General features: G+C 65.0%; 21 protein-coding genes. 4 read left to right on the forward strand and 17 right to left on the reverse strand.

Annotated features, from left to right (window positions below):
• Nucleotide 1 precedes the first annotated feature (1 nt).
• The 12 genes from ACFOEV_RS10460 to ACFOEV_RS10515 form a co-directional block, all read right to left on the reverse strand.
• The gene (locus ACFOEV_RS10460) at nucleotides 2–1,507 is read right to left on the reverse strand and encodes an eCIS core domain-containing protein (protein WP_386773591.1); all 1,506 of its coding nucleotides are present in this window, start codon (nucleotides 1,505–1,507) and stop codon (nucleotides 2–4) included.
• A 1-nt stretch (nucleotide 1,508) separates the two neighbouring features.
• A complete protein-coding gene (locus ACFOEV_RS10465) occupies nucleotides 1,509–3,362 on the reverse strand; it encodes an eCIS core domain-containing protein (protein WP_386773593.1) in 1,854 nt (617 codons plus the stop codon).
• Nucleotides 3,359–3,616: a hypothetical protein gene (locus ACFOEV_RS10470; RefSeq protein ID WP_386773595.1), complete on the reverse strand. Its 258-nt coding sequence runs from the start codon at nucleotides 3,614–3,616 to the stop codon at nucleotides 3,359–3,361. Before ACFOEV_RS10470 ends, ACFOEV_RS10465 begins: the two co-directional genes overlap by 4 nt.
• Nucleotides 3,607–5,517: an ATP-binding protein gene (locus ACFOEV_RS10475; RefSeq protein WP_386773597.1), complete on the reverse strand. Its 1,911-nt coding sequence runs from the start codon at nucleotides 5,515–5,517 to the stop codon at nucleotides 3,607–3,609. Before ACFOEV_RS10475 ends, ACFOEV_RS10470 begins: the two co-directional genes overlap by 10 nt.
• Nucleotides 5,514–6,824 carry a DUF4255 domain-containing protein gene (locus tag ACFOEV_RS10480; RefSeq protein WP_386773599.1) on the reverse strand — a complete coding sequence of 437 codons (1,311 nt, stop codon included), beginning with the start codon at nucleotides 6,822–6,824 and terminating at the stop codon, nucleotides 5,514–5,516. Before ACFOEV_RS10480 ends, ACFOEV_RS10475 begins: the two co-directional genes overlap by 4 nt.
• Nucleotides 6,821–7,588, reverse strand: a complete 768-nt coding sequence (locus tag ACFOEV_RS10485) for a hypothetical protein (RefSeq protein ID WP_386773601.1) — start codon at nucleotides 7,586–7,588, stop codon at nucleotides 6,821–6,823. The genes ACFOEV_RS10480 and ACFOEV_RS10485 overlap by 4 nt, the downstream gene beginning before the upstream one ends.
• Nucleotides 7,585–8,301 (reverse strand): hypothetical protein, encoded by a 717-nt coding sequence (locus ACFOEV_RS10490; RefSeq protein ID WP_386773603.1) that lies wholly within the window; start codon nucleotides 8,299–8,301, stop codon nucleotides 7,585–7,587. Before ACFOEV_RS10490 ends, ACFOEV_RS10485 begins: the two co-directional genes overlap by 4 nt.
• A complete protein-coding gene (locus ACFOEV_RS10495) occupies nucleotides 8,301–8,825 on the reverse strand; it encodes a phage tail protein (protein ID WP_386773605.1) in 525 nt (174 codons plus the stop codon). The genes ACFOEV_RS10490 and ACFOEV_RS10495 overlap by 1 nt, the downstream gene beginning before the upstream one ends.
• A 12-nt stretch (nucleotides 8,826–8,837) precedes the next feature.
• Nucleotides 8,838–10,427 carry a phage tail sheath family protein gene (locus ACFOEV_RS10500; protein WP_386773607.1) on the reverse strand — a complete coding sequence of 530 codons (1,590 nt, stop codon included), beginning with the start codon at nucleotides 10,425–10,427 and terminating at the stop codon, nucleotides 8,838–8,840.
• A 303-nt stretch (nucleotides 10,428–10,730) separates the two neighbouring features.
• A complete protein-coding gene (locus ACFOEV_RS10505) occupies nucleotides 10,731–11,675 on the reverse strand; it encodes a radical SAM protein (protein ID WP_386773609.1) in 945 nt (314 codons plus the stop codon).
• A 120-nt stretch (nucleotides 11,676–11,795) separates the two neighbouring features.
• Nucleotides 11,796–12,299 (reverse strand): C40 family peptidase, encoded by a 504-nt coding sequence (locus ACFOEV_RS10510; RefSeq protein ID WP_386773611.1) that lies wholly within the window; start codon nucleotides 12,297–12,299, stop codon nucleotides 11,796–11,798.
• Between the two features lie 10 nt (nucleotides 12,300–12,309).
• Nucleotides 12,310–12,612, reverse strand: a complete 303-nt coding sequence (locus ACFOEV_RS10515) for a ribbon-helix-helix domain-containing protein (protein ID WP_386773613.1) — start codon at nucleotides 12,610–12,612, stop codon at nucleotides 12,310–12,312.
• A 294-nt stretch (nucleotides 12,613–12,906) separates the two neighbouring features.
• Between ACFOEV_RS10515 and ACFOEV_RS10520 the strand changes: the two genes are divergently transcribed.
• From ACFOEV_RS10520 to ACFOEV_RS10535, 4 genes are all read left to right on the forward strand, one after another.
• Entirely contained in the window at nucleotides 12,907–13,470 is a 564-nt protein-coding gene (locus ACFOEV_RS10520) for a twin-arginine translocation signal domain-containing protein (protein ID WP_386773615.1), read from the forward strand.
• 48 nt (nucleotides 13,471–13,518) lie between these two features.
• Nucleotides 13,519–15,102 (forward strand): GMC family oxidoreductase, encoded by a 1,584-nt coding sequence (locus ACFOEV_RS10525; protein WP_386773617.1) that lies wholly within the window; start codon nucleotides 13,519–13,521, stop codon nucleotides 15,100–15,102.
• Between the two features lie 84 nt (nucleotides 15,103–15,186).
• On the forward strand, nucleotides 15,187–15,720 hold the full coding sequence (gene gloA, locus ACFOEV_RS10530; protein WP_386773619.1) for a lactoylglutathione lyase: 534 nt from the start codon (nucleotides 15,187–15,189) through the stop codon (nucleotides 15,718–15,720).
• A gap of 189 nt (nucleotides 15,721–15,909) precedes the next feature.
• Complete coding sequence (locus tag ACFOEV_RS10535; protein ID WP_386773621.1) at nucleotides 15,910–17,577, forward strand: glucan biosynthesis protein; 1,668 nt, start codon at nucleotides 15,910–15,912, stop codon at nucleotides 17,575–17,577.
• A gap of 76 nt (nucleotides 17,578–17,653) precedes the next feature.
• Here ACFOEV_RS10535 and ACFOEV_RS10540 read toward each other — a convergent pair whose 3' ends face one another.
• From ACFOEV_RS10540 to ACFOEV_RS10560, 5 genes are all read right to left on the reverse strand, one after another.
• Entirely contained in the window at nucleotides 17,654–18,808 is a 1,155-nt protein-coding gene (locus tag ACFOEV_RS10540; protein WP_386773623.1) for a sulfotransferase, read from the reverse strand.
• Entirely contained in the window at nucleotides 18,805–19,530 is a 726-nt protein-coding gene (locus ACFOEV_RS10545) for a hypothetical protein (RefSeq protein WP_386773625.1), read from the reverse strand. The genes ACFOEV_RS10540 and ACFOEV_RS10545 overlap by 4 nt, the downstream gene beginning before the upstream one ends.
• An 86-nt stretch (nucleotides 19,531–19,616) precedes the next feature.
• Nucleotides 19,617–19,946: a hypothetical protein gene (locus tag ACFOEV_RS10550; protein ID WP_386773627.1), complete on the reverse strand. Its 330-nt coding sequence runs from the start codon at nucleotides 19,944–19,946 to the stop codon at nucleotides 19,617–19,619.
• Nucleotide 19,947: 1 nt separating this feature from the next.
• A complete protein-coding gene (locus tag ACFOEV_RS10555; RefSeq protein WP_386773629.1) occupies nucleotides 19,948–21,288 on the reverse strand; it encodes an arylsulfotransferase family protein in 1,341 nt (446 codons plus the stop codon).
• 273 nt (nucleotides 21,289–21,561) lie between these two features.
• The gene (locus ACFOEV_RS10560; RefSeq protein ID WP_386773631.1) at nucleotides 21,562–21,945 is read right to left on the reverse strand and encodes a DoxX family protein; all 384 of its coding nucleotides are present in this window, start codon (nucleotides 21,943–21,945) and stop codon (nucleotides 21,562–21,564) included.
• Nucleotides 21,946–22,002: the final 57 nt, after the last annotated feature.

Consider the following 22,002-nt stretch of genomic DNA (forward strand, 5'->3'; position numbering starts at 1 on the left):
CTCAAAGGTCCTCCGCCGAGCGAATGAGCCGGTCGGTAAAGTCGCGACGTGGGCGGATCAGGCTGTTGGGGTCGTAGCCTAGCCGGATGATCTCGCGCAGCCGGTGCATTTCGCCGCGTACCCGGCCGATACTCAGTCCCTCCCCTTCCAACCGGGTCAGGACATCCAGCGCCCGATTGGCTTCCATCTCGTACACCCCCAGGTGTTCGAAGAGGAAAGCGAGATCCTCGCGTAGCACGGGACCCTCTTCCGCCCCCAGCGGATCGAGCCGGTCCGGCGTGTCGCGCGTGGGCGCGTTTTCATTGATGCGTGTCCCGTCGGGGCGAACACTGACGATGTTGGTGTAGCGGTCCACCAGCCCCAGCAGGTGCAGCAGCTCATGTCCAAGCACTCCCCCCATGGTGGTGTGGCGTGGGGGAATGCTCATCACACCGCCGTCGCAGGTGGCATCTGTCGCCGATGTCGGCACGCCAGAATCGTTCTGCGGCAGGTTGCAGCCGGGATACTCGATGGGCGCGCTATCGGTGGAGCGTACGGTGATCAGCCAATAGCGATGGTCGCGAGGCGCGTCGTGAGCGACCGGGGTGTTCTGGGCAATCACCTGCATGCGCCGCCCGCTGAAGACGTCGCTGTTCAGCGGCTGGTTCCAGACCAGGTCAAGCCCTTGCTGGAGGGCCGAGGTCAGCTCGGTGTAACGGTCCGACATGGCCGGGTCTTCGAAACGGATATGGAAACGCACCGTGAAGGTCACGGCATCTTCGCTCACGTCGATGGTGAGCGGTTGGCGATTGAGTCCTGCCATGAGGTCACGTTCGCTCGCCTCGCGCGAACCGGGGGCAACCCCTTCGACGAGATCGGCGCCGCTGTCGGCCGCGGCGCGATCGAGTGCGGTGCGTTCCGCGAGACGCTGATCGCGTTCACGGCGGATGCGCAGGCGGCGCGCCTCGCGTGCCTGCCACTGCGCTTCGTACTGTTCGAGCAGTGCCAGGCGACGGCGCGCCCGCTCGACGATCATGCGGTCATGGGGGGAATTCTGATGCTGTATACCGGTGCCCGCCCGGCGTACGCTGACGGGCTCTCCTCGCATGGCGTGCTCGGCCGCCCCTTCGGCCTCTCGTTCCGCCGTCATGTCGCCCGCCTTTCCGCCAGGGATCCGTTGCTGGGCGACATGAGCCAGCTCGTGTGCCAACAGGTGGCGTCCCTGGGTCGTGTCCGGCGCGTAACGCCCGGCGGCAAAGTGGATGTCGTTGCCTTGCGCGAAGGCGGCGGCACCACGTTGTGCCGCCTGTGCCGCGGCCGTTGCATCCGCATGGACACGAACAGTGGCGAAATCGATGCCGAAAGCACGCTCCATGGGTCCACGCACGGAGGGGGTCAGCGGCGCCGACGATGGCACCGTCGTCGAGCCCGGTCGGGGTGCCTGACACTGCGGACATACGCCACAGCCCAGGCAGGCAGGTGCAGTGGTCGGCGATGGCCGTGTGGCACGTAGATAGGCAGGCTTCATCTCACAGCTCCCCCACGGAATCGCGCAGTCGGTCATTGAAGTCGCGTCGAATCACACCGGCTGGCAGCGAGGGGCTGGTCGCCGGGCGTGGTCCCGGGCAGACCCAGTCGCTGGGGGGAATGGGACGAGCGCCCGGGAAGCGGGGCGTGCCCCAATGACTGTCACCGGGCTGGGGCGCGCGGAAATAGTGGGGCCCATTGGCTGGTGCGATTTCCGTGAAGTCGTCGCTGCTGCGGTGGCCGACGATAGTTTCATTGGCACTGCCCTGGGTACCGGGATAGCGCTGCCTGACATAGGCTTCGACGGCGGACGTGTCGACGGTCTGGGCGCCGCTCTGTGGGTCGGTGGACCGGAGAGTGTTGCCGTAGCCGGGCAGGCCACGATCGATGGCCCACTGTTCGGTATAGATGTAGGCGTCGCGCTCGCGCTGGAAACGACTGCCGGGTGGCTGATTCTGATGACGCACTTCGTGCACGATGATGCGTGCCGCCTGAGCACAGCTGCGTGCAGAGAGGAGCTTTATTTCGGGAGGCGTGGCATTGGGATCGGCGGCCCCGGACGGTGTGCGGGTGTCCGTGATGCTCCAGTTGCCGCCTTGATACTCCCACTTGTCCACTTCGATGCGGTTCACTGCCTCGACATCGAAGCGGGTGAGATCGGCGACGACTTGTCGATCTTCCGAGCACAGGATGCCCAGGACGCAGGGCAGCGACCACTCCACGCCCAGGCCGGGAAAGCGGACGTTGTAGGCACATTGCGTCGGTACCTCGTCCCCGAAGGGGGTTGGCTCGCCTTGTGGTTCGACGGTGCCGCTTGCCAGTGCGCCCTCGCCGCCCCGGAAACGGCGCGTGAAGAAGTCGCTCAGGCAGGCTTGCTCGCTGCCTTGGAAGGCGCGGTTGAGGGCATCCACGGTGATGCCGCCGGAGCCGAACAGGTAGCCCAGCTCGTAGTTGTAAGAGCGTTCGAGCAGCTCCAGGATGGCGCGTTCATCATCGTCCCCGGTAAAGCCACTGAGCATCTCCTCGATGAGCAGGGCCTTGAGATCCTGAGTGAGGACGTAGGGGCTGTCGCCCTTGTGCCATGCCTTGACGATCGCGCGAGCCTTGTTGTCGCTGTCGGTAAAGTCTTCGATCTGGTGGGTGCGACGCAAGCGGCTCAGATAGTCCTGCAGCGTCTGTTCATCGAAATCATCGCCCGCGAAGAGACCCGCGATCTCCTGAAAGATACTGCGCCGGCGCAGAGGGAGGGAGTGGGCGGCTTGTGTTCCCGCGTTGCCTTGCTGCACGACGTGGGCCAGCTCATGGGCGATCAGTTCGCGCCCGGCGTGGCTGTCCGGCGCATACTGGCCGTGATCGAAGGCGATGTGCCGACCGACGGCATAGGCATGGGCCTTGACGTCGCGTGCCGATTGGACCGCCGCGGCGTCGCGATGCACCCTCACCTTGCCGAAGTCGTGGCCGAAGCGCGGCTCGAAGAAGGTCCGGGCCGCGTGTGAAAGCGGCTCACCGGAGGTCTGCAGGGTACGTTGCACGCTAGCCGGTGCCTCGGCCTGGTGTCCGGCTTGTGCACGGTTGCTGCGACGGGTGAGGGTAGGCAGCGAGCCGCTGCCTTTCACCTCGGCATGCCCCATGCGCATCACCTGCGCCGCGGCGCGGTCGGCTTCGTGCTCGAGTGGATCGTCGCTGGCGCCGATCGTCAATTTGGTCTGCACCCCGAGCGCCTTGTCGCGCTGACACTCCTCGCACTCGCCGGTGAGGTTTGATGCGGCATTGCCGCAGGCGCATTGGCGCTGCAGGATGCCCGCCGGGGTGTCGGTGGCGTTGGCCGCGGGGCGAAGCAGGGCCTGATGCGTCATGACCGTGTCCCCCCGACGATGCCACCGGCGATGGCCTGGCCGAGGGCACGGCCGCCGGCGGGCGCCGATGGGACGGGCCCGGCCTTGAGCCGATACCTGTCGCCACCCGCGATCAATGCGCTGGCGGCGCCCGGTTCGGCCAGCAGGCGTTGCAGCTCGGCCTGAACGCCGGCGGAAACGGCGGCCGCATCGCTGCGGTCGATGCCGCGCAGCACCAGCTTGTCGATGTGAATCACCAGTCGCGTCATGACCACCCCCGGGTTTCGGCGTCAGAAGGCGCCCGCTCGCGCTTGGCGGCCTCGAGGTGGGCGGCGCGGCGCAAGTGGGCCATGGTCACCGGCGTGCCGGCTTCGGCGGCGAGGAAGGCGGCGCTGAGCGCGATGTTGTGGATATTGCCGCCGGCCACGTTGAGGCGTGCCAGCTTGGCGGGGTCGAGCTCGCCCAGCGGTGTGTCGGCGGGGAAGATGCTGCGCCAGATCGCCTCACGCTGTGTGGCGTCCGGGAACGGAAAGTGCACCACGAAGCGCAGGCGGCGCTGGAAGGCGCTGTCGAGGGCGGCCTTGTGGTTGGTGGTGAGGATGGCCAGGCCCCGATAGGCCTCCATGCGCTGGAGCAGGTAGCTCACCTCGATGTTGGCGTAACGGTCGTGACTGTCCTTGACTTCGCTGCGCTTGCCGAACAGCGCATCGGCCTCGTCGAACAGCAGGAGGGCGCCGATGTCCTCCGCCCCGTCGAAGACCTTGCGCAGGTTTTTTTCCGTCTCGCCGATATACTTGCTGACCACGGCGGACAGGTCGATGCGGTAGAGCGCCAGGCCAAGCGTATTGGCCAGCACCTCGGCGGCGAGCGTCTTGCCGGTGCCGCTCTCACCGGTGAACAGCGTGGCGATGCCGAGCCCGCGTGCGCTCTTGCCGGCGAACCCCCAATCGTGATGCACGGTGATGCGGTGGCGCGCGTGCACGGCGATCTGTTCCAGGCTGCGGCGCTGGGCGTCGGGCAGCACGAGGTCGTCCCAGGTGGCGCGCACGTCGATGGGCTGGGCCAGTTCGCCCAGCCCGCCCCCCTCGCCACGGCACAGCCGGTACAGGGTGGCGCGGTCGCCGGCGCTATCCTCGCCGTCGAGCTGCGCCGCGGCGTGGGCGATGCGACAGGCGCTGAGTCGGTACTGGCTAGCGAGGCCGTCGAGGGTGTCGTTCAGCGGTCCCGCTCTCTCACCCAGGGCGGTGTGCCACAGCCGGCGCTGCTCCGGCGCCTCGGCCTTGTCGACCGCGAAGTGCAAACAGTCGCCGTCCACCCCTGGCGCCTGGCGACCGGCGACGATGACCAGGCCGTCCACCTGTTCGGCGAAGCGCCCCAGGCCGGCGTCGGCATCGCTCTGGAGGATCAGCAGGCCGCTGCCGAGCAGGGCGGCTTCGCGCTGCCACAACGCGGCGAGTCGGGCCTGCTCATGCACCGCTGCGGGGATGTCGGCGGCGTGCAATTGAAACAGCGAGACGCCGAGGGTCTCGGCCAGGGTGGCGGCGACATCGCGTTGACCGCCCTCATCGTCGCCCGTGAGCATGACCACCGGCAGCCGGCCGCGGTGTGCGTGCAGTCGGGTCGCGGCATCGGTGGCGATGGTGCGATGGGTGGCGACCATGAGGCCGGCCGGCGGCACGGCGGTGAACATCGGGTGCAGGCGATGATCGAGATAGTTCAGCCCAGCGATGAAATGCAGCACGCGCTCGTCGAGCGTCAAGCGGCCAGTGGTGAGGCCGGCTCTGTCGTCGACCTCGATCAGCCGCCAGCGGCGTAGCGCCTCGACGGGTGCGATGGCGCTCCAGTGTGCTTCGGGCAAGGCAGCGAGGGCGAGGCCGAAGGTGGCCCAGGGGCATTGCGGCCGGCCCAGGGCCTCGCCACACAGGGCGGCGAGTCGGGCATCCATCTCCACCCCCGCGGCGAGCAGCAGCACATCGCGCTCGAAATCGCTGAGCTCGAACAGCCGAGCGAGCGTGTCGATGGCCGCCGGCGCCGGCATGCGCTGGCGCAGTGTCTCGACCTGCGCCTGTGCCGGTGCCACCTCACAAGCACTCAGCAATGCGCGTAGGCGCGCAAACTCGGCCACCAGCAATTGCTGATTGGCAACGGTCCAGTCGCGATCGAAAGGCGCGTTCATGTGATCGTGACCCGGTGATCGAAGAAGGTCGGCGGGGAGGTGCTGCGATCCACCACCGGACTGTCGATGCCGTCGATGCGCAGGCGCGCGAGCGGGGTGCCGGCGGCGGCGTTTTCCACAATGAACTCGAGCGTGGCGGTGGGGGCCACGAAGCTCTCGGGCAGGATCTCCTGTTGTCCCAGCAGCAGCGAGACCATCTGGCCGGGACGCAGGGTGGGCGTGAAGTCGATGGTGATATGGGCGTCGCCACCGCCGTCACGCGCCACCGCCTGCGGCAGGTTGGTGATATGGGGGGCGACGATGCAGGCCAGGCGGTTGGTCTGCCGTGCCTCGACCTCGCCGGGACGCACCAGACGAGCCGTGACGTCGTAGACCCCGACCGGGAAATCGTCCGCTCGCGCGGCAGGGATGACGAAGTCCAGGTGCCCGGCTGCGCTCGGGCCGCTGGCGGGCAGTGACGCTTCGACACTCGCGCGCTCGTTGCGCAGGACCACCTCGCGCGAGCCGCCATCGAGATGGTGCCCTTCGAGGGTGATCGTTTCTCCCAGCCGCACCACGGGCTGGTTGTCGGCGGGGACGACGGCGTCGATCATCGGCAGCGGCGGGACCAGGCTCGGGGTCACCACCACGCCGCGCTCGCGGCCCGACACCGGGTCGATCTCGCCGCGCGTGAGGACCGGCAGGGTGGGGCGTGTGGGTCGGCTCGCCGCGATCAGCACCACCGACACCTGGTAGGCCGCGGTGGGGCGATAGTTGGACTGGGTGGCAGTCCACAGCTTGGACATCTCCTCTGAATTGAGGAACTGCGGGGTGATGCGCAACTGCTCCACCTGGTCGGCCAGGCCGCAGTCGGCCAGGGCCCGCAACGCCGGCGGCAGGTCCAGCCCCACATCGGGCGAAGGCGTGAGCGCGGTGCGGATCATGGCGCGCGTGATCACCGGAAACTCGTGCATCAGTTGCATGGCGTAGCCGAGCAGGATCTCCGCGTGCAGGTCGCCGCCGCTGTAGGCGGAGATCAGGTAATGCAGGTCGAGGGCCAGCGGCGGGTTGGTGAGCCGCTGACGACCGGCGGCGTCGTGGGCGGGCAGGTCTTCGTTGCGCCAGCCGGTGTTGGGGGTGACCTGATAGAGGAACAGATTGAGCTGGCTCGCTTCCGTGCCGTCGACGGGAACGACGCGGTCGGGGGGCAGCACGCTGACCGTGACGGTGCTGCCGAGTACGCCGCTGACGTTGTGGTTGACCAACCCGTCGTTGAGGCGATCGCGCAGCACGGCAGTGACGCCGGCGATGGCCAGGGCATTGCTCATGATCGGCTCCCCCGGCGGCTGGCCAGATACTCATCCAGTGACATGGGGGACGGCCCGCGCTTCGAGGGACGCTTGGTCGGAGCCGGCTCCTGTACCGCCGTCACCTCGATGCGCCCGATATGCACATGCACCTCGGCCGCGCTGTCGGCGGCTAGCGAGGGTGTGGCCGCGGCGGTCGAACGCGGGGTGAGCGGCCGGTCGACAAGCGGCGGCAGCAGGGCCTCGGGTGGTGCTTGCCGCTCAGGCTCGGGCGGGTACGGCGTGTCGCGTGTCGATGCCGCCGCGACATCCGGTGCCTTTGAGGTCGGCATTTCCGCCGCCTCGCGCCGGTGCGCGACGCTGGCCGGTTCGATGCGTGCGTCCCATGCATCGGGCGTTTCTTCCGGTCCTGGCGGCGTGGCCTGCGCCGCAATGGGCGCAGCATCCGAGGGTGCCGGCGTCGTCCGGACAGTTGTCGGCGTCTCAGTATCGGCCGGTGTCGGGTCGCTTACGTCGCCTCTCGGGGCTTCCCCGATCAGTGGGGGTGGCGGGGGGGCGATCGGCGCAGACGTATCGGCGGTGGTCGATGCCGTCATGGGCGCGGGAGTGGCATCGGCAGGGTGCGGCGTATCCGTCCCGCGTGGCGCCGGCGTCGTCAGAGGGCTCGACGCTTCCTCGGACAACGGGTCGGGAGCGGCATGGTAAGGCAGGCGTGCCGGGGCGTGGACCCGGGCTGGGGCCTGGCCGGTGGCTTGCCGGGCGAGGCGCCGCAACAGGCCACTCATGACTGCACCCTTGCCAGATAGGCGGCACGGCGGGTCTCGCTCAGCGCGAGAATGGCGGGCTCGGTCCAGCCGTAGGCTTGCGCCAGGGCATGGATGTCGTCGAGCAGATGCCGGGCCCGGCTGTCGATCTCTTCCCACAGGTAGCTGGCGATATCGAAGCGCGCGTTGTCGTCGTGACCGCAGGCCGGACAGTGAATGGCAAGCGACAGGTCGGCCCAGGGATCGAATTCGTCCATGGCGGCATCGACGGCCTCGAGCAGTTCGCTGAAGGCCGGCTCGTGCCGTGGCAGCGCGTCGGCCGCCAAGGCGCACTCACACAGCAGTTGCCGCGCGGCCGCCTGCTCGTCATCGAACGTCACCAGCCGTGCCAGATGGCGACTGGTGGGACGCTGAAAGCGATGCTCCCCGATCTCGATCGTGTCCGTGTCGTTGGCGGATGCCGGCGGCCATTGGCTCGGATCGAGCACGAATTCCAGCCTTTCGCCGCACGCCGGGCAGTCGGCCCATGCCACCAGCCGCGTGCCGAAGCACGCCTGGCGCCAGCGCAGCAGGGCCGCATTGCGCGCCCCGAGCGGAGCATCGGCGAGCCGCCGGGATGGGATGTCCGGTTCGGCTAGTGCGTAGAGCAGCAACGCGCGGTCGATGGGATGGCGCCGTTGGCCGTTCTCCCAGACGGACAGGACACGCTGCGCAGTCAGGGCAACCATGGTCATCAGGCCGGTTCGGTGAAGCTGGGTTCGGTCGGTTCGGTGACGTCGTAGTCGCGCTCCCAGCCCTCGTTCTCGAGCTTGAGGGTCTGGATGGCGACGGCATTGGCGTTGGCGTCGAGATCGGGCAGGGCCTGGTATTCCGATACCCAGCAGCGGTATACCTTGTAGGCGAGCGCAAGCTGGCCGGCCTCGTTGTAGACCTCGATGATGATGTCCTTGCGGAAATCCTGCAGCGAGACTTCCGCACCCAGCCCCGAGCCGAAGTTCCACACCTTGTTGGCCCATTGCTCGAATTCGACGTCATGGGTGACGCCGCGCTCCAGCGTGATGGCCTCGTACTTGGTACGGCCGGGGGACTTGCGCGAGGTGGACGGGTCGCCGCCTTCGCGATGCTCGACCAGCTCGGTGCTGCGCTTGAGTGCACCGACCTTGCTGACGCCCGCCACGTAGCGGCCATCCCATTTCACGCGAAACTTGAAGTTCTTGTATGGATCGAAGCGCTGTGCATTGACGCTGAACTGTGCCATGGGAGTGTCTCCTTACACCTCGACCTGACCGGCCATTTGCTGGATCTTGATGACCACGAACTCGGCGGGCTTGAGTGGCGCGAAGCCGACGAGAATGTTCACGATGCCGCGGTCGATGTCGTTCTGGGTGGTGGTCTCGCTGTCGCACTTGACGAAGTAGGCGTTACGCGGGGTCGTGCCCTGGAAGGCGCCCTGGCGGAACAGGTTCTGCATGAAGGCGCCGATATTGAGGCGAATCTGCGCCCATAGCGGCTCGTCGTTGGGCTCGAACACCACCCATTGCGTGCCGCGGAACAGGCTTTCTTCGATGAACAGCGCCAGCCGGCGCACCGGGATGTATTTCCATTCCGAGGCCAGCAGGTCGGCCCCGGCGAGGGTACGCGAGCCCCATACCAGATGACCGGCGACGGGGAAGCTGCGCAGGCAATTGAGGCCGACCGGGTTGAGCACACCGTTCTGGCGGTCGGTCATGGTGTAGGTGAACCCCTGGATGCCGGAGAAGGAGGCGGCCAGCCCCGCCGGCGCCTTCCACACCCCGCGCTGCCCATCGGTGCGGGCGATGATGCCAGCCACCGCGCCACAGGGTGCGAAATCGGCGAGCCGGTTCTCGCGTAGCGGGTCGGGCATGCGCAGGCGCGGGAAATACACCATGGCGTTGATCGCATCGTCGTTGCCGATGGTGGCGCGCAAGCCATTGACGCCGGTTTCCGCATCGCCGATTGCGGTGTCGGGGTTGGCGGTCCACGCCGCCGGGGCGTCGACGATCAGCACCGCGCGCCGCTCCTGGCAGTAGCTCGCCGCCGCCGCCCAGGTGGCGTCAAGCAGGTCGGTGGTGGGAGTGAGCGGCGGTATGCACAGCAGGTTGAACAGATCGGCCGCCTCGAGGGCGAACAGCCCGGTGCGGGCATCGCGGTCACCGGTGATCTGGGCGTCGGCGATATCGCTGCCGTTGCTGCCGAGGGTGCCATTGGTGGTGGCCGTGCCGTCGGGGTTCGCCACGGCGATGGTGCCATCGGTCGGGCTCTCGTCGGTCGGGGCCGAGGTGCGCACACTGACCAGCGCCGATTGCTCGTTGAGGATGGTATCGACGAAGCGCGGACTCAGTGGGTCGACCGAGACATTGCGGAACTGCTCGGAACCGACCACCGTGGTGCCACCCGGGCGGTCCAGTTCCTCGATGAGCAGATTGAACAGCAGGTCATCGCCGGTATCGCGGGTCTCGTGATCGACCGTCGCGCGCAGTGCACTCCCCCATACGCCGGGGCTGGCCGCTTCCAGCACCAGATTGCTCGAATCGGTCGGCAGTGTGACGGTGGCCGTACTTGCGGCGATATCGCCATTGAATACCCGCACGATCAATGCATCGCTGCCGCCATGTTGAAAAAACTGGTTGACGGCATGACTCATCGTACTGGGTTGCCATAAACCACCGAAGAGGCGCGAATACTCGGCGAAACTCTGCACTCGCACCGTAGTGTTGACCGGGCCGCGCAGCGCGCGGCCGACAAAGGCGGTGATGGAAGTGGAAACCCCGGTGATGGTTCGAACTCCGCTAGGGATTTCTTCAATATAAACGCCAGGGTACGTCAAAGAAGATGGCATAGCGCGGTTCCTCTTTCGGGAAGTTGACGGCGCTATTCACACACAACTATCCCTCGCGCCGTAGTTCAAAAACACGGGGTCACTCATACATTATGTGGTGCATGATTCAACTTAGTCAGGAGAGCAGAGTAATTCCAGAAAACATTTGCTGAAGATATCTTTTAATAGTCGATATTGAATGGTTAACAAAATTTAAAGTAGGCAATTATTGATAAGAATAAATTAAACCAATAGCGGATGTTGAAATCACAAGGCATGGCGAGTCTTTCCGCCTGGCCTGCAGGATCGTGGGGGCAAGCACCATCACGGCGCGCTGCAACTGGCGCCGAAGCGGTAGCAGCTGAAGCAGCGATGGTGACGCAGCATCATACGGGTCTCGAGGCTCTCGCGCAGGCTGCTGGTGGCGCCATAGTCCGGGTCGTCGTCGACCAGGGTGCAGGCGTAGACCCGCACCCGGCCGTTCTGCTTGACCAGCATGCGGCTATAGCTGCACATGAAGTGCGCCCGGCTCTCGGCGGTGGGGTATTTCTCCATACAGGTCCGGGTGATTTCCGGCGTCTCGTCTTCCGAGCCCGGTGGACCGAAGTCGGGAAAGGCGGTGAAGGCCAGGTCCTCGGGAATGCCTTCGGTCCGGAAGATGCGCCGAAACGCGTCCTCGACGGCCTCGCCGTCCTCGTCCGGGTCCATCTGCCGCGCAATGGAGACCTCGAAGCCGTTGTCGTGCAACCAGCGGATGCCCTCCAGCGCCTTGGCGAAGCTGCCCTCGCCGCGGTCCCTATCGTGGCGCGCCGCATCCGGGTGATCCAGGCTGACACGAAAGCGGATCGGGTAAGGCTGTTCCTTGAGCGGCAGCAACTGGTGGGTGCGACGCAGCAGTGGGTCGGTGCCGTTGGTCAGCACGAAGCATGGGCGGCGCGTGCTGGCGTAGGCGAGGATATCGATGAAACCCCTGATGACGAAGGGTTCACCGCCGGTGAAGGAGAACTGTTCGACGCCGAGGTCCACGGCCTTGTCGAAATACGCCCGCAGATCGTCGAGCTTCATGGCGTTGAGGCGGTCATCCCCCGGTCGCGAGCCTTCCAGGCAGAACGGGCAGGCCAGGTTGCAGGCCGTGCCGGTGTGAATCCACAGTTCCTTCAGACGCTGAAAGTCCACGTAACCGCGTGGCTCGCCCGTCGAAGTGTGCGTCCAGGGCCCGCGGGGGGAGACGTTCTGCGTCAGATCGGTAACGGGGATCTGCTGTGGCATCGAAGTCATCTAGGGGGTCCATGTTGGCCGGTGAATCATGGGGGCGTCATGGTTTTCGTCGCACCATGTCCCGCTACCTTACAGTGACAGGTATCAAGCCGAAGGGTGCCATGCATGCCATCAAGGCGCTGGCCCCGCGGCACCAAGGAAGTGCTCCTGCCAGTAGGAGATATCCAGTGGCACGCTGACCACCTCGCGGCCTCGGCCAGGGGCGTGAATCATCTGTCGGTTGCCTTGGTAGATGCCCACGTGGGTGGCCTTGCTGCGCGAACCGAAGAACAGCAGGTCGCCGGGACGGGCCTCGTCGACACTCGGCAATTCACGGAACTGCTGCGCGGCGGTACGTGGCACAGGAATGCCCGCGGCGCGATAAGTCATTTCCACCAGCCCCGAACAGTCCAGACCCTGCGAGGTATTGCCGCCGAAGCGGTACGGCGTGCCCAGCGCCTGCTTGGCATTGGCCAGGATCAGGGCGCGCTCGATGGAAAGGTTGGTGGAGGCATCCGTCGTATCGTGGGTGGCAATGCCCCGGCTGGCGCAACCCGAGATCGCTACGGCCAGCAACAGGCCGACGAGCCACAGGCGCATGCTGAAGAGCGATGTTCGCGTCCAGAGCAATCGCATCGGCGGTTCGTCAGGCCAGTTTGCGAGAGTGGGCCGCCGGTGTGGCCGGTTGGGCGCGAAGGTGCAGATGTACGGCACAGGCGACTCGCAGCATGGAAGCCAGGTTGGGTACCACCCCCCTGTCCTCGATGACCTCGGCATGCAGCTGACTGATGAATTGCGCCGCCGACATGCCCTGCTCCGAGGCCAGGGTTTCGAGAATCTCCCAGAACTCGTTTTCCAGGCGCACGCTGGTTACGCAGCCCTGCAGGCGTACGGAACGGGTGGTGCTGTCATAGCGCTGGGGATCGGTGGAGGCATAGACACGACACATGACGTTATCCCTCGGTATGGTGATCGCCTCTTCTACATTAGCGCTATCCCGCGGCACTGACCATGCGCTTGTACTGCCTTTCTCCCACGGCTTTCCCACTACGGCCTCTCGTCCGCTCATGTTCCGTCAGACCTTGGTCTACGTAGTAACCCGTTGTTACCCGGCTCGCTGTCCCGCGGCCTAGTCTCGGAGAGGAAGCCGGTCGCGGCTTCCGCAGACAATCACAACAAGACCCGGGACCAGGCCTGCAACAGGCCCGTATCTCATGTCAGCCCGTGATAGGGGAGACACGCCATGCTATCCACATCTCTTTCGCGCCGCGTCTTTCTCAAGGCCAGCGGCGGCGCCATCGTCGGCACCCTGGCCTTTGCCAGCGGCCCCATCGCCCTGCTGGCGCCCTCGCGCAGTTGGGCCTTGTCGCTCGATACCCTGAGTTCCCGCGAGGGGACCATGCTGCTCGGGATCGCCAAGCAGATATTCCCCCACCCCGGCCTGGAGGATGCCGTCTATGCCCTGGTGGCCAAGGATCTCGACCGACAAGCGAGCGACGAGGGTATCCGTGAGCTGTTGCAGTCCGGCATCGCCGATCTGGACGCCACCGCCGATGGCGACTGGCTGGCGCTTCCCGACGAGGGACGTTTCGCCCTACTGGAGGCGCAGGCGGGCTCGCCGTTCTTCGAACAGATCCGATCCAGTGCCATCGTCTCGCTCTACGACAATCCCCTGGCCTATGCCCACTTCGGCTATCAGGGTGCCGAAGGGGATAGCGGTTATCTGACCAAGGGCTTCAACGATCTGACCTGGCTGCCCGATCCCCCGCAGCCGGATGGCGGCTATCTGCCGGGCGAGAGTGCCTGAATCTTCGGGTTCCGATGCCATTCAAGAACAACGAGAGGAGCAGCCATCATGGCCATGACCGACAACCAGAAGACTTTCGGCCACAACGATGACAGCGTGGCGGTGATCATCGGCTCCGGTGCCGGCGGCGGCACCCTGGCCAACGAGCTCGCCCAGCAGGGCATCGATGTGGTGGTGCTGGAGGCCGGCCCCCTGCACACCCGTAGCGACTTTCAGGCCGACGAGTGGGCCTCGTTCAGCCAGCTTTCGTGGCTGGACAAGCGCACCACCTCCGGCAGCTTCCGGCTGGCCAGGGACTTTCCCGGCCTGCCGGCCTGGATCGTCAAGTCGGTGGGCGGCACCACGGTACATTGGGCCGGCGCCAGCCTGCGTTTCCAGCCCCACGAGTTCCGCGCCCTCAGCGAGTACGGCGCGGTGGAAGACGCCAATCTGCTCGATTGGCCACTGACCTACGACGATCTGGCGCCCTACTACGACAACGCCGAAAACCGCATGGGCGTGACCCGCACCCACGACATCAAGGGCTTGCCGGGCAACAACAACTTCAAGGTGATGTACGCCGGGGCGCAGAAGCTGGGCTATTCGTGCAATACCGGCCACATGGCCATCAACAGCGATACCCGTGACGGCCGACCCGCCTGTCAGCAGCGCGGTTTCTGCTTCCAGGGCTGCAAGGTGGGAGCCAAATGGTCGACGCTCTACACCGAGCTGCCCGCCGCCATCGCCACTGGCCACATGGAACTGCGCCCGCAGTCGCAGGTGCTGCAGATCGAGCACGACGACAGCGGCAAGGTAACCGCCGTGGTCTACGTCGATGCCGAAGGCAACCGGCAGCGGCAGAAGGCGCGCCTGGTAGCGGTGGCCGGCAACTCGATCGAAACGCCGCGGCTGCTGCTCAACTCCGCGACTTCGCGATTCCCGGACGGGCTGGCCAACGGCTCGGGGCTGGTGGGACGCCACTACATGCGCCACATGACCGGCTCGGTGTACGCCACCTTCGACGAGCCGGTGCACATGTACCGCGGCACCACCATGGCGGGGATCGTCTCCGACGAGTCGCATCACGATCCCTCGCGCGGCTTCGTCGGCGGCTACGAGATGGAAACCCTCTCGCTGGGACTGCCGTTCATGGCCGCCTTCCTCGACCCTGGGGCCTGGGGCAAGCGCTTCGCCGGCGCGCTGGACCAGTACGATCACATGGCCGGCATGTGGCTGGTCGGCGAGGACATGCCGCGCGCGACCAACCGCATCACCCTCAACGGCGAGGTCAAGGACCAGCACGGCCTGCCGGTGGCCAATGTCCACTACGACGACCATCCCAACGACGTCGCCATGAGCGAGCACGCCTATCGTCGAGGGGCCGAGCTGTACCGGGCGGTGGGCGCCAGGGACGTCTACGAGGTGCCGCCCTATCCCTCGACCCACAACCTGGGCACCTGCCGCATGAGCGCGCGGCCCGAGGATGGGGTGTGCGACGCCTACGGCCGCAGCCACGAGATCCCCAACCTGTTCATCTCCGACGGCAGCCAGTTCACCACCTCGGCAGCGGAGAATCCCACGCTGACCATCGTCGCACTGGCGATTCGTCAGGCCGAGCATATCGGCATGCTGATGAGTGAGGGGGCCGTGTAGCGAAACCGACGGCCGGGGTGGCAATGCCCCCCGGTCGTCCCCATACACTATTGACAGGATTGAACCGGTAACAAGGAGACCACGATGAGTTTTCAAGGCGAGCAGTATCCCGGCGTCCAGGAACCGACTGCCGAGTCCCACGGCTTTCGGCTCAATCACACCATGCTGCGGGTCAAGGATCCGGAGAAGTCGCTGGCCTTCTACAGCCGGGTGTTCGGCATGCGCGTGATGCGCCGCCTGGACTTCGAGGAGATGCGCTTCTCGCTGTACTTCCTGGCCAAGCTGGAGGATGACGATCAGGTGCCGGAAGACGGGGGCGAGCGCACCGTGTGGACCTTCAGCCAGAAGGGGCTGCTCGAGCTCACCCACAACTGGGGTACCGAGGCCCAGGATGACTTCGCCTATCACGACGGCAACGCCGAGCCCCAGGGCTTCGGCCACATCTGCTTCTCGGTACCCGATCTGGATGCCGCCGTGGCCTGGTTCGACGCCAACCAGGTCGAATTCATCAAGCGCCCCGATCAGGGCAAGATGAAGGACGTGGTGTTTATCAAGGACGTCGACGGTTACTGGATCGAGGTCGTGGAAGCGGCACGCTTGGCCACGCTGGGCAGGTAACGGGGAGCCACGGACTGGCCTGCCGGATCAGCGCGGGTTCAGGCACTGGATACTACCGAGTCGCCGAAAACCTGACGCATCAGTGAACCGTGGGGCATGACAGCCGTCTCATCACTGATGATTGATACGGGTTGCCCGATCGCATTCGCTCGGGCATCAATCGATGGTTCCCACACAGGACGACTATTCATGGATCGTAGAAGCCTGTTGAAGAGCTCTCTGGCCCTGGCCGCCTGGACCGGCCTGCCTTCGGCGTCGCTATTCGCGGCGGCCAATGCAGCCAACGCGGGCACCGGCATCAGCGATGGTGAGGCACAGTTTTTCGATTTCAACAAGTTACAGCAGATGGCCCGTGAGTTGGCAACCGAGTCCTATGCCCGCAACGTGGTGACGTTACCCCCCACGCTGGCCGATTTGAGCCCGCAGCAATACAACGAGATCGGCTACGATGCCGAGCATTCGTTGTGGCGCAAGCTCGATGGCCAGCTCGATGTGCAGTTCTTCCATGTCGGCATGGGGTTCGATCTGGCGGTGCGCATGTACTCGCTGAATCCCGAGACGCAACAGGCCAGGGAGATCCACTTCCATCCCGAGCTCTTCAATTACCAGCGGAGCGGTGTCGACGTATCGCAGTTGCAGGGCGATCTGGGCTTCGCCGGGTTTCGTGTGTTCAAGGCGCCTTCGCTGACCGAGCGGGACATCGTCTCCTTTCTTGGCGCGAGCTATTTCCGTGCCGTCACCGATACCTACCAATATGGCCTGTCGGCGCGCGGCGCGGCGGTCAATGTCTACTTCGATACGCCAGAGGAGTTCCCGGACTTCACGCGCTTCTGGCTGGAGACGCCGAAGCCGGACAGTACCACCTTCACCGCCTATGCGTTGCTCGACTCTCCCAGCCTGACCGGTGCCTATCGCTTCGTCATCCATTGTGAGGACGAGCGCGTGGTGATGGATATCGACAAGCATCTCTTCATGCGCCAGGCGATCACCCAACTCGGCATCGCACCGATGACCAGCATGTTCAGTTGTGGCACCCACCAGCGACGCATGTGCGACACCATTCATCCGCAGATCCACGACTCCGACCGCCTGACGATGTGGCGCGGCAACGGCGAGTGGGTGACTCGGCCGCTCAACAACCCGCCGCGGGTACAGCTCAGCTCCTTCGTCGATCACAACCCCAAAGGCTTCGGGCTGCTCCAGACCGATCGGGACTTCACCCACTACGAAGACGTCGTCGGCTATTATCACAAGCGGCCGAGCCTGTGGGTCGAGCCCAAGGAGGGGTGGGGGGAAGGCGAAATTCAATTGCTGGAGATTCCCACCACGGGTGAAACCACGGACAACATCGTCGCCTTCTGGCATCCGGCACAGCCGATAGAAGCGGGCCAAACGCTGAATTTCAGCTATCGACTCTACTGGAGTGGAGAGCCGCCGGTATCCACCGATCTGGCCACGATCCGCTCCACGCGCAGTGGCATGGGGGGGTTCACCGAGGGGTGGGCACCGGGCGAGTATTATCCTGAGGTGTGGGCGCGGCGCTTCGCGGTGGATTTCGTCGGTGGCGACATCGAGATGCTGTTGGGGCGCAATACCGCTATCCACCCCCGAATCGAAGCCGCCAGAGGTGAGGTGCGTGATGTTCAAATACTGCGGGTCGAGCCCGTCAACGCTTTACGCATCCTGTTCGACTGGTATCCGACCGATGACTCGGTAGAGCCGGTGGACATGCGCATGGTGCTGGAAGGCGATGGCAGGCTTCTCAGCGAGACCTGGCTGTATCAATATTTTCCGCCGCCCCCCGAGGAGCGCACCTACCCGCCGCATCCCGTTCCGCGTCAGGAGGAGTCGGACTAGCCTGTCGAGCGTGACGCTGATTGACTGCGGCCCCCTACACTCGGCGATGCCGTTCGAAGATAGGGGGCCGGTTCCATCAACTGCCCGGCTCGTGGCCATAGCCGAAACGTAGCGCGACCGGCCGGGTGATCTCCTCGATCAGGGCAAGTTCCCGATCGCTGAACTTGGGTCGGTAGTAGGTGGGAGCATGCAGCCCCGCCGCTGCCTCCTTGATCGCTTGCGGCTCGATAGCCAGCTGGCTATGCACATGGACCCGCGACAGGGTCGCCTCGGGCTGGCTGCAGAGATCTTCGTAGCGCACCACCAGACAGGCTTCCCGGAGCGCGTGGTCGGCGTCCAGCAAGTCGGCCACGTGACGGTAGATGGCGGCCCAGTAGTGGGCCCAGCCTTCGACCTCCTGCCCGCTCTCCCAGAGCCCGGTGATCCTGGCCGTCAGTGCATCGTCGCCGACGTTGATCGCGCGTCGATCCAGACCGAACTCGAAGTGACCGACCCGGCGCATGTGTTCCAGGGCGCGCGGCTGACTCGCCTCGCCCGCGGCGAACAGGGCTTGCTGTTTCATCAGCGAGGCGATATGCCACACCGGGTCGCGTATCGCCAGCACGAAGCGCGCCTCGGGATAGAGACGCTGCAGATAGCCCAGCCGCACCAGGTTGTAATTGCCCTTGGCGACATAGCGCTGACGTTGGCGTACGGCCAGCAGCTTGCGAATGTGGTCGTCGTAGAAGCGCTCGAACGCCGGGTGGGATGCTTCTCGGTCGAGAACGGCGCAGCGGCTCGGGTCGTGGATGCGGGGGAAGAATGCCATCCACAGCATCTCCTCGAAGGCCTCGGGGCTTTGCGAGGTGACGGCGATGCCGTCCTTGTGGGCGCGCTCCTGCGCTTCTTCCTGCGAATTCGGCACGAGCGATAGCCAGCGATTCCACCAGTACGGGGTCAGCAGCGGCGGAAAGTCGGCGTAGCGGTGCGTGCCCACTTGCGGATGTTCGGCCAGGCGTTCGAGCAGAATCGTGGTGCCCGAACGCGCCAGTCCTGCCACGTACACCGGTCGATCGACAGTGATCTCGGCGATGGCATCCTGCACGATGCGGGTTTCGAGATTCCCTAGCCGGGTCCAGGCGCGCGGATGGCGGTGTACCCAACCGCCAAGCACGTGCATCCAGGTGGGAACCGTGAAGCCGGGATCGTGCTTTGCCTCGACACGGGAGTCTTGCGATGAGGAAGTCGTCATTCTATGCGCGCCCACCGATAGATAACGAGGGAAACGATCAGCATCACGGGGAAGAAGACCGCAATCCAGGAACGCATCCAGCTCGGCCCTATGGGTAGATAGGAGCGTTCCGGCAGGCTGATCTCGACACGCTCTATGCCGCTATCGCCCGGCAGGTAGCCCAGCGGGTTGGCGATCAGCCAGTTCCACCAGTGGCGTTTCTCGATCACCGGAACCGGCGCCGAGAGGGCGATCTCGACGACCTCGATGTCATGCTCGCGGACCTTGACCCGCGGCTGTTGGTCATCGGCCACCCACTCGGCGTCGAGGTGGCCCGGCGAGGCCATCACGACGGGGGTGTCGCCGGCGGCGGGGTAGTCATGACCGTAAGAGGTGTCCAGCCACACCAGTAGTGCCAGCAAGGGCAATATGGAGACCAGCGTGGAGGGCAGCACCAGGCCGAGATGCCTGAAGGCGGCGACGAACTGCGCGCGAATCAGCGGGCCGGCGTCGGCCAGTTCCCCATCGAAGGCATTCAAGCGCTGGCGGGCGCTCCTCGCCTCCCGCTTGGCGCGGCCGATTTTCTCCTGTGGTGAGAGAAGGCGGTACAATCCCAGCGTGACCGCTCCGCCGATGGCGGCCCAGATGACCAGCCGCAAGACGGCAGGCAATCCCATCGCCATCACGTGGTCCACCGCCGCGAATAACGGGGCGGGTAGATCTAGTATTCCCATGCTTTCCATGCGACCTCCTGACACTCCGTGTGGATGACGCGTGTCCACCCCGGCGGACGGCAGCAGGCCTGCCTCCGCCGGGTACCATTACGCGATCAAGTCCTGGGTGGTCGTGATGTGGAATCCGTGTCGGCCGATGTCTTGGCATCCGCCCCCTGTTGGACCGAAGGCTCGGCATCGGCGCGGTACGCGGTCGGCTGTGATGCGGCTTGGGTCGCCGCCGCCTTGCGTCGACGCATGCGCCTGATAGGCCACATCACGAGGAAAACGACGGCGACACCGACGGCCGCGATGAGACCCCAGAGGGCAGTCAGCAGGCTCAATCCCGCGCCCGGGCCGACATAGGCCTGCGCGGGAAGAGCGAGACCGAGAGTGAGAATCCCCATGGCGAAGGGGGCGGCGAATCGCTTGGTTTGGCGCATCATGTCAATCATCTCCTGATGTGTCGAGAACAGCACGAAAGTCTGCGTCGATGTTTCCGAGAGCGATGCGTTGTCCCGCTGAGACGACGGGAATGAACTGATCCTTGTCCCCCCCGCGAACCGGATTGACGAACTCCCAGACAATTTCACCCTCCCGGGTGACTTCAAACAAGCGCCCGCCATCCGATTCGGTGACCAAGCGATTGCCATTGGGGAGCGTTTCCGCAGAGCTGCGTAACCCACTCTTGAAAGGATGCTCGTCATCTCCCGTATAACTCCAGACAATGGCATTGTTACCTGGGTTCACCTCCAGCACCCGGCTATCGTTCTTTTCCTGGAAGTTGCCATAGTTGTCGAAGAGTGTGAAATTGCCGTTGCGCAGGGCGCGGCCATAGTGTTGGCCCAGCCAGGGACCGTGCCGCGCCCAGGTCATTTCACCGCTCTCGGGATCGATCAGGCCGATCGCTCCCGGGTGGCGAAACGACACCATCACCTGGCCGGGGTTGCCGCGAGCGGGCGCGAAAGCCCGGGTCGTGGCGTCATCGAGAAACTGGACACTGTTGGCATGCAACGGATCGGCGAGAGCAAAGCGGGGTATCGCGTAGACCAGCTCGCGATAAGGCGAATCCAGAAAGGCATGCAGCAACGACGTCTTGCTCAACTCCTCGCCGCTCTCGCCGTCGAGTTCGACCAGATAATCGTTCAGCCAAGGGTCCTCCAGTTGGGGAAAGGTATCGATGCGTTCCTCGGTGAACGCATTGGTCAAGGTGATGATGCGGCCATCCGGGGTGATATCCAGGTCATGGTGGGTATGGGCGTGGTAGCTCCACAGCAACTTCGAGTCGCGATCCAGCTTGACCATGCCATAGCCCCATGGCGTGTCATTGGCGGCGTCGTAGATGGCGATCAGGTCGCCGTTGGGCAGCATCCGCACCTTGTCCCAGAACATCAGGTCGTCCGACTGGGGCTCGGCACCGCGAGGAGACTCCTGCCAGACCTCGCTGTACGGCAGCGACCATTGATGGACGACGTTACCGTCCATATCGATGAGGTTGGCGTAGGTGCCGTCCCCGGACGTGTAGAGGGTCAGTCCCTCGTAGACGGCGTCGGACTCATGGATCGTGACGCCTCGTTCCTCGGTGCGGGCCTTGCGCCATAGGTCCGTCTGGGTATAGGGGTCGACGACCGAGCGCTGTTCGATCAGCGCCTGGGCCGCCTTATAGGCGTCATTGAAGTATGCGTAGGGAAACACCTTGGCCAGGATGGCGAACGCCCCGCCCACGAAAGCGAGGAAGGCCAGTGCCAGGCAGAATACGACCAGGCTAGTACGATCCGAACTGTACATATTTCTGTTCCTTAGAATGCCGAGATTCCTCTTCCGTTGTCCTGCGTGCGCCGCTCTCGATAGGCGCCGGTTGTTATCGTGACTCCAAGCGCTACACGCTTGAACGAGTATTTTACCGACACCGACCACCGCTGCGGAGTTCCCCCGCTTGCAGAATCCCCCTACACCACACCTGCCTCGGCCCGAGGACGAGGCTTCGTGGCGGACCAACGCAAGACGCCACCTCCCGGGATGGGAGGTGGCGTCTGTGGTGATGGCCGCCCTCGTTGGCGCTCAGGCGAAACGGCGGCTGACCGTCAGGGCTCCACTTCCCAGGCCCGCCTGAACCAGCAGCGCGAGGGCCCAGAACACCGGGAACTCCCAGCCGCCGCCGGCGTTGGAGAACATCCAGCCGTTGCCGAGGTGGACGAACGCGGCGCCGAGCAACACCGGGACCAGGGCCAGGCTCACCCAACGGGTATAGACACCGAGGAGCAGGGCGAGGCCGCCACCGACCTCCGCCAGGATGGTCAGATAGGCCAGGACGCCCGGGAAACCGATCGACTCGAAATAGCCCACGGTACCGGGAATGGTGAAGACGAAGACCTTGAGCAGCCCGTGGGCCAGGGTCATGACGCCGAGGGACAGACGCAGCAGGGTAATGGCATAAGCTTGCATGGCAGTTGCCTCTTGGGATTGGACGAATGCCGTCAGCTTATTCGATTCCATGGAGAA

Origin of the sequence: Litchfieldella rifensis (genome assembly GCF_042646605.1) — a bacterium.
In the GTDB taxonomy this organism is placed as follows: Bacteria; Pseudomonadota; Gammaproteobacteria; order Pseudomonadales; family Halomonadaceae; genus Litchfieldella; species Litchfieldella rifensis.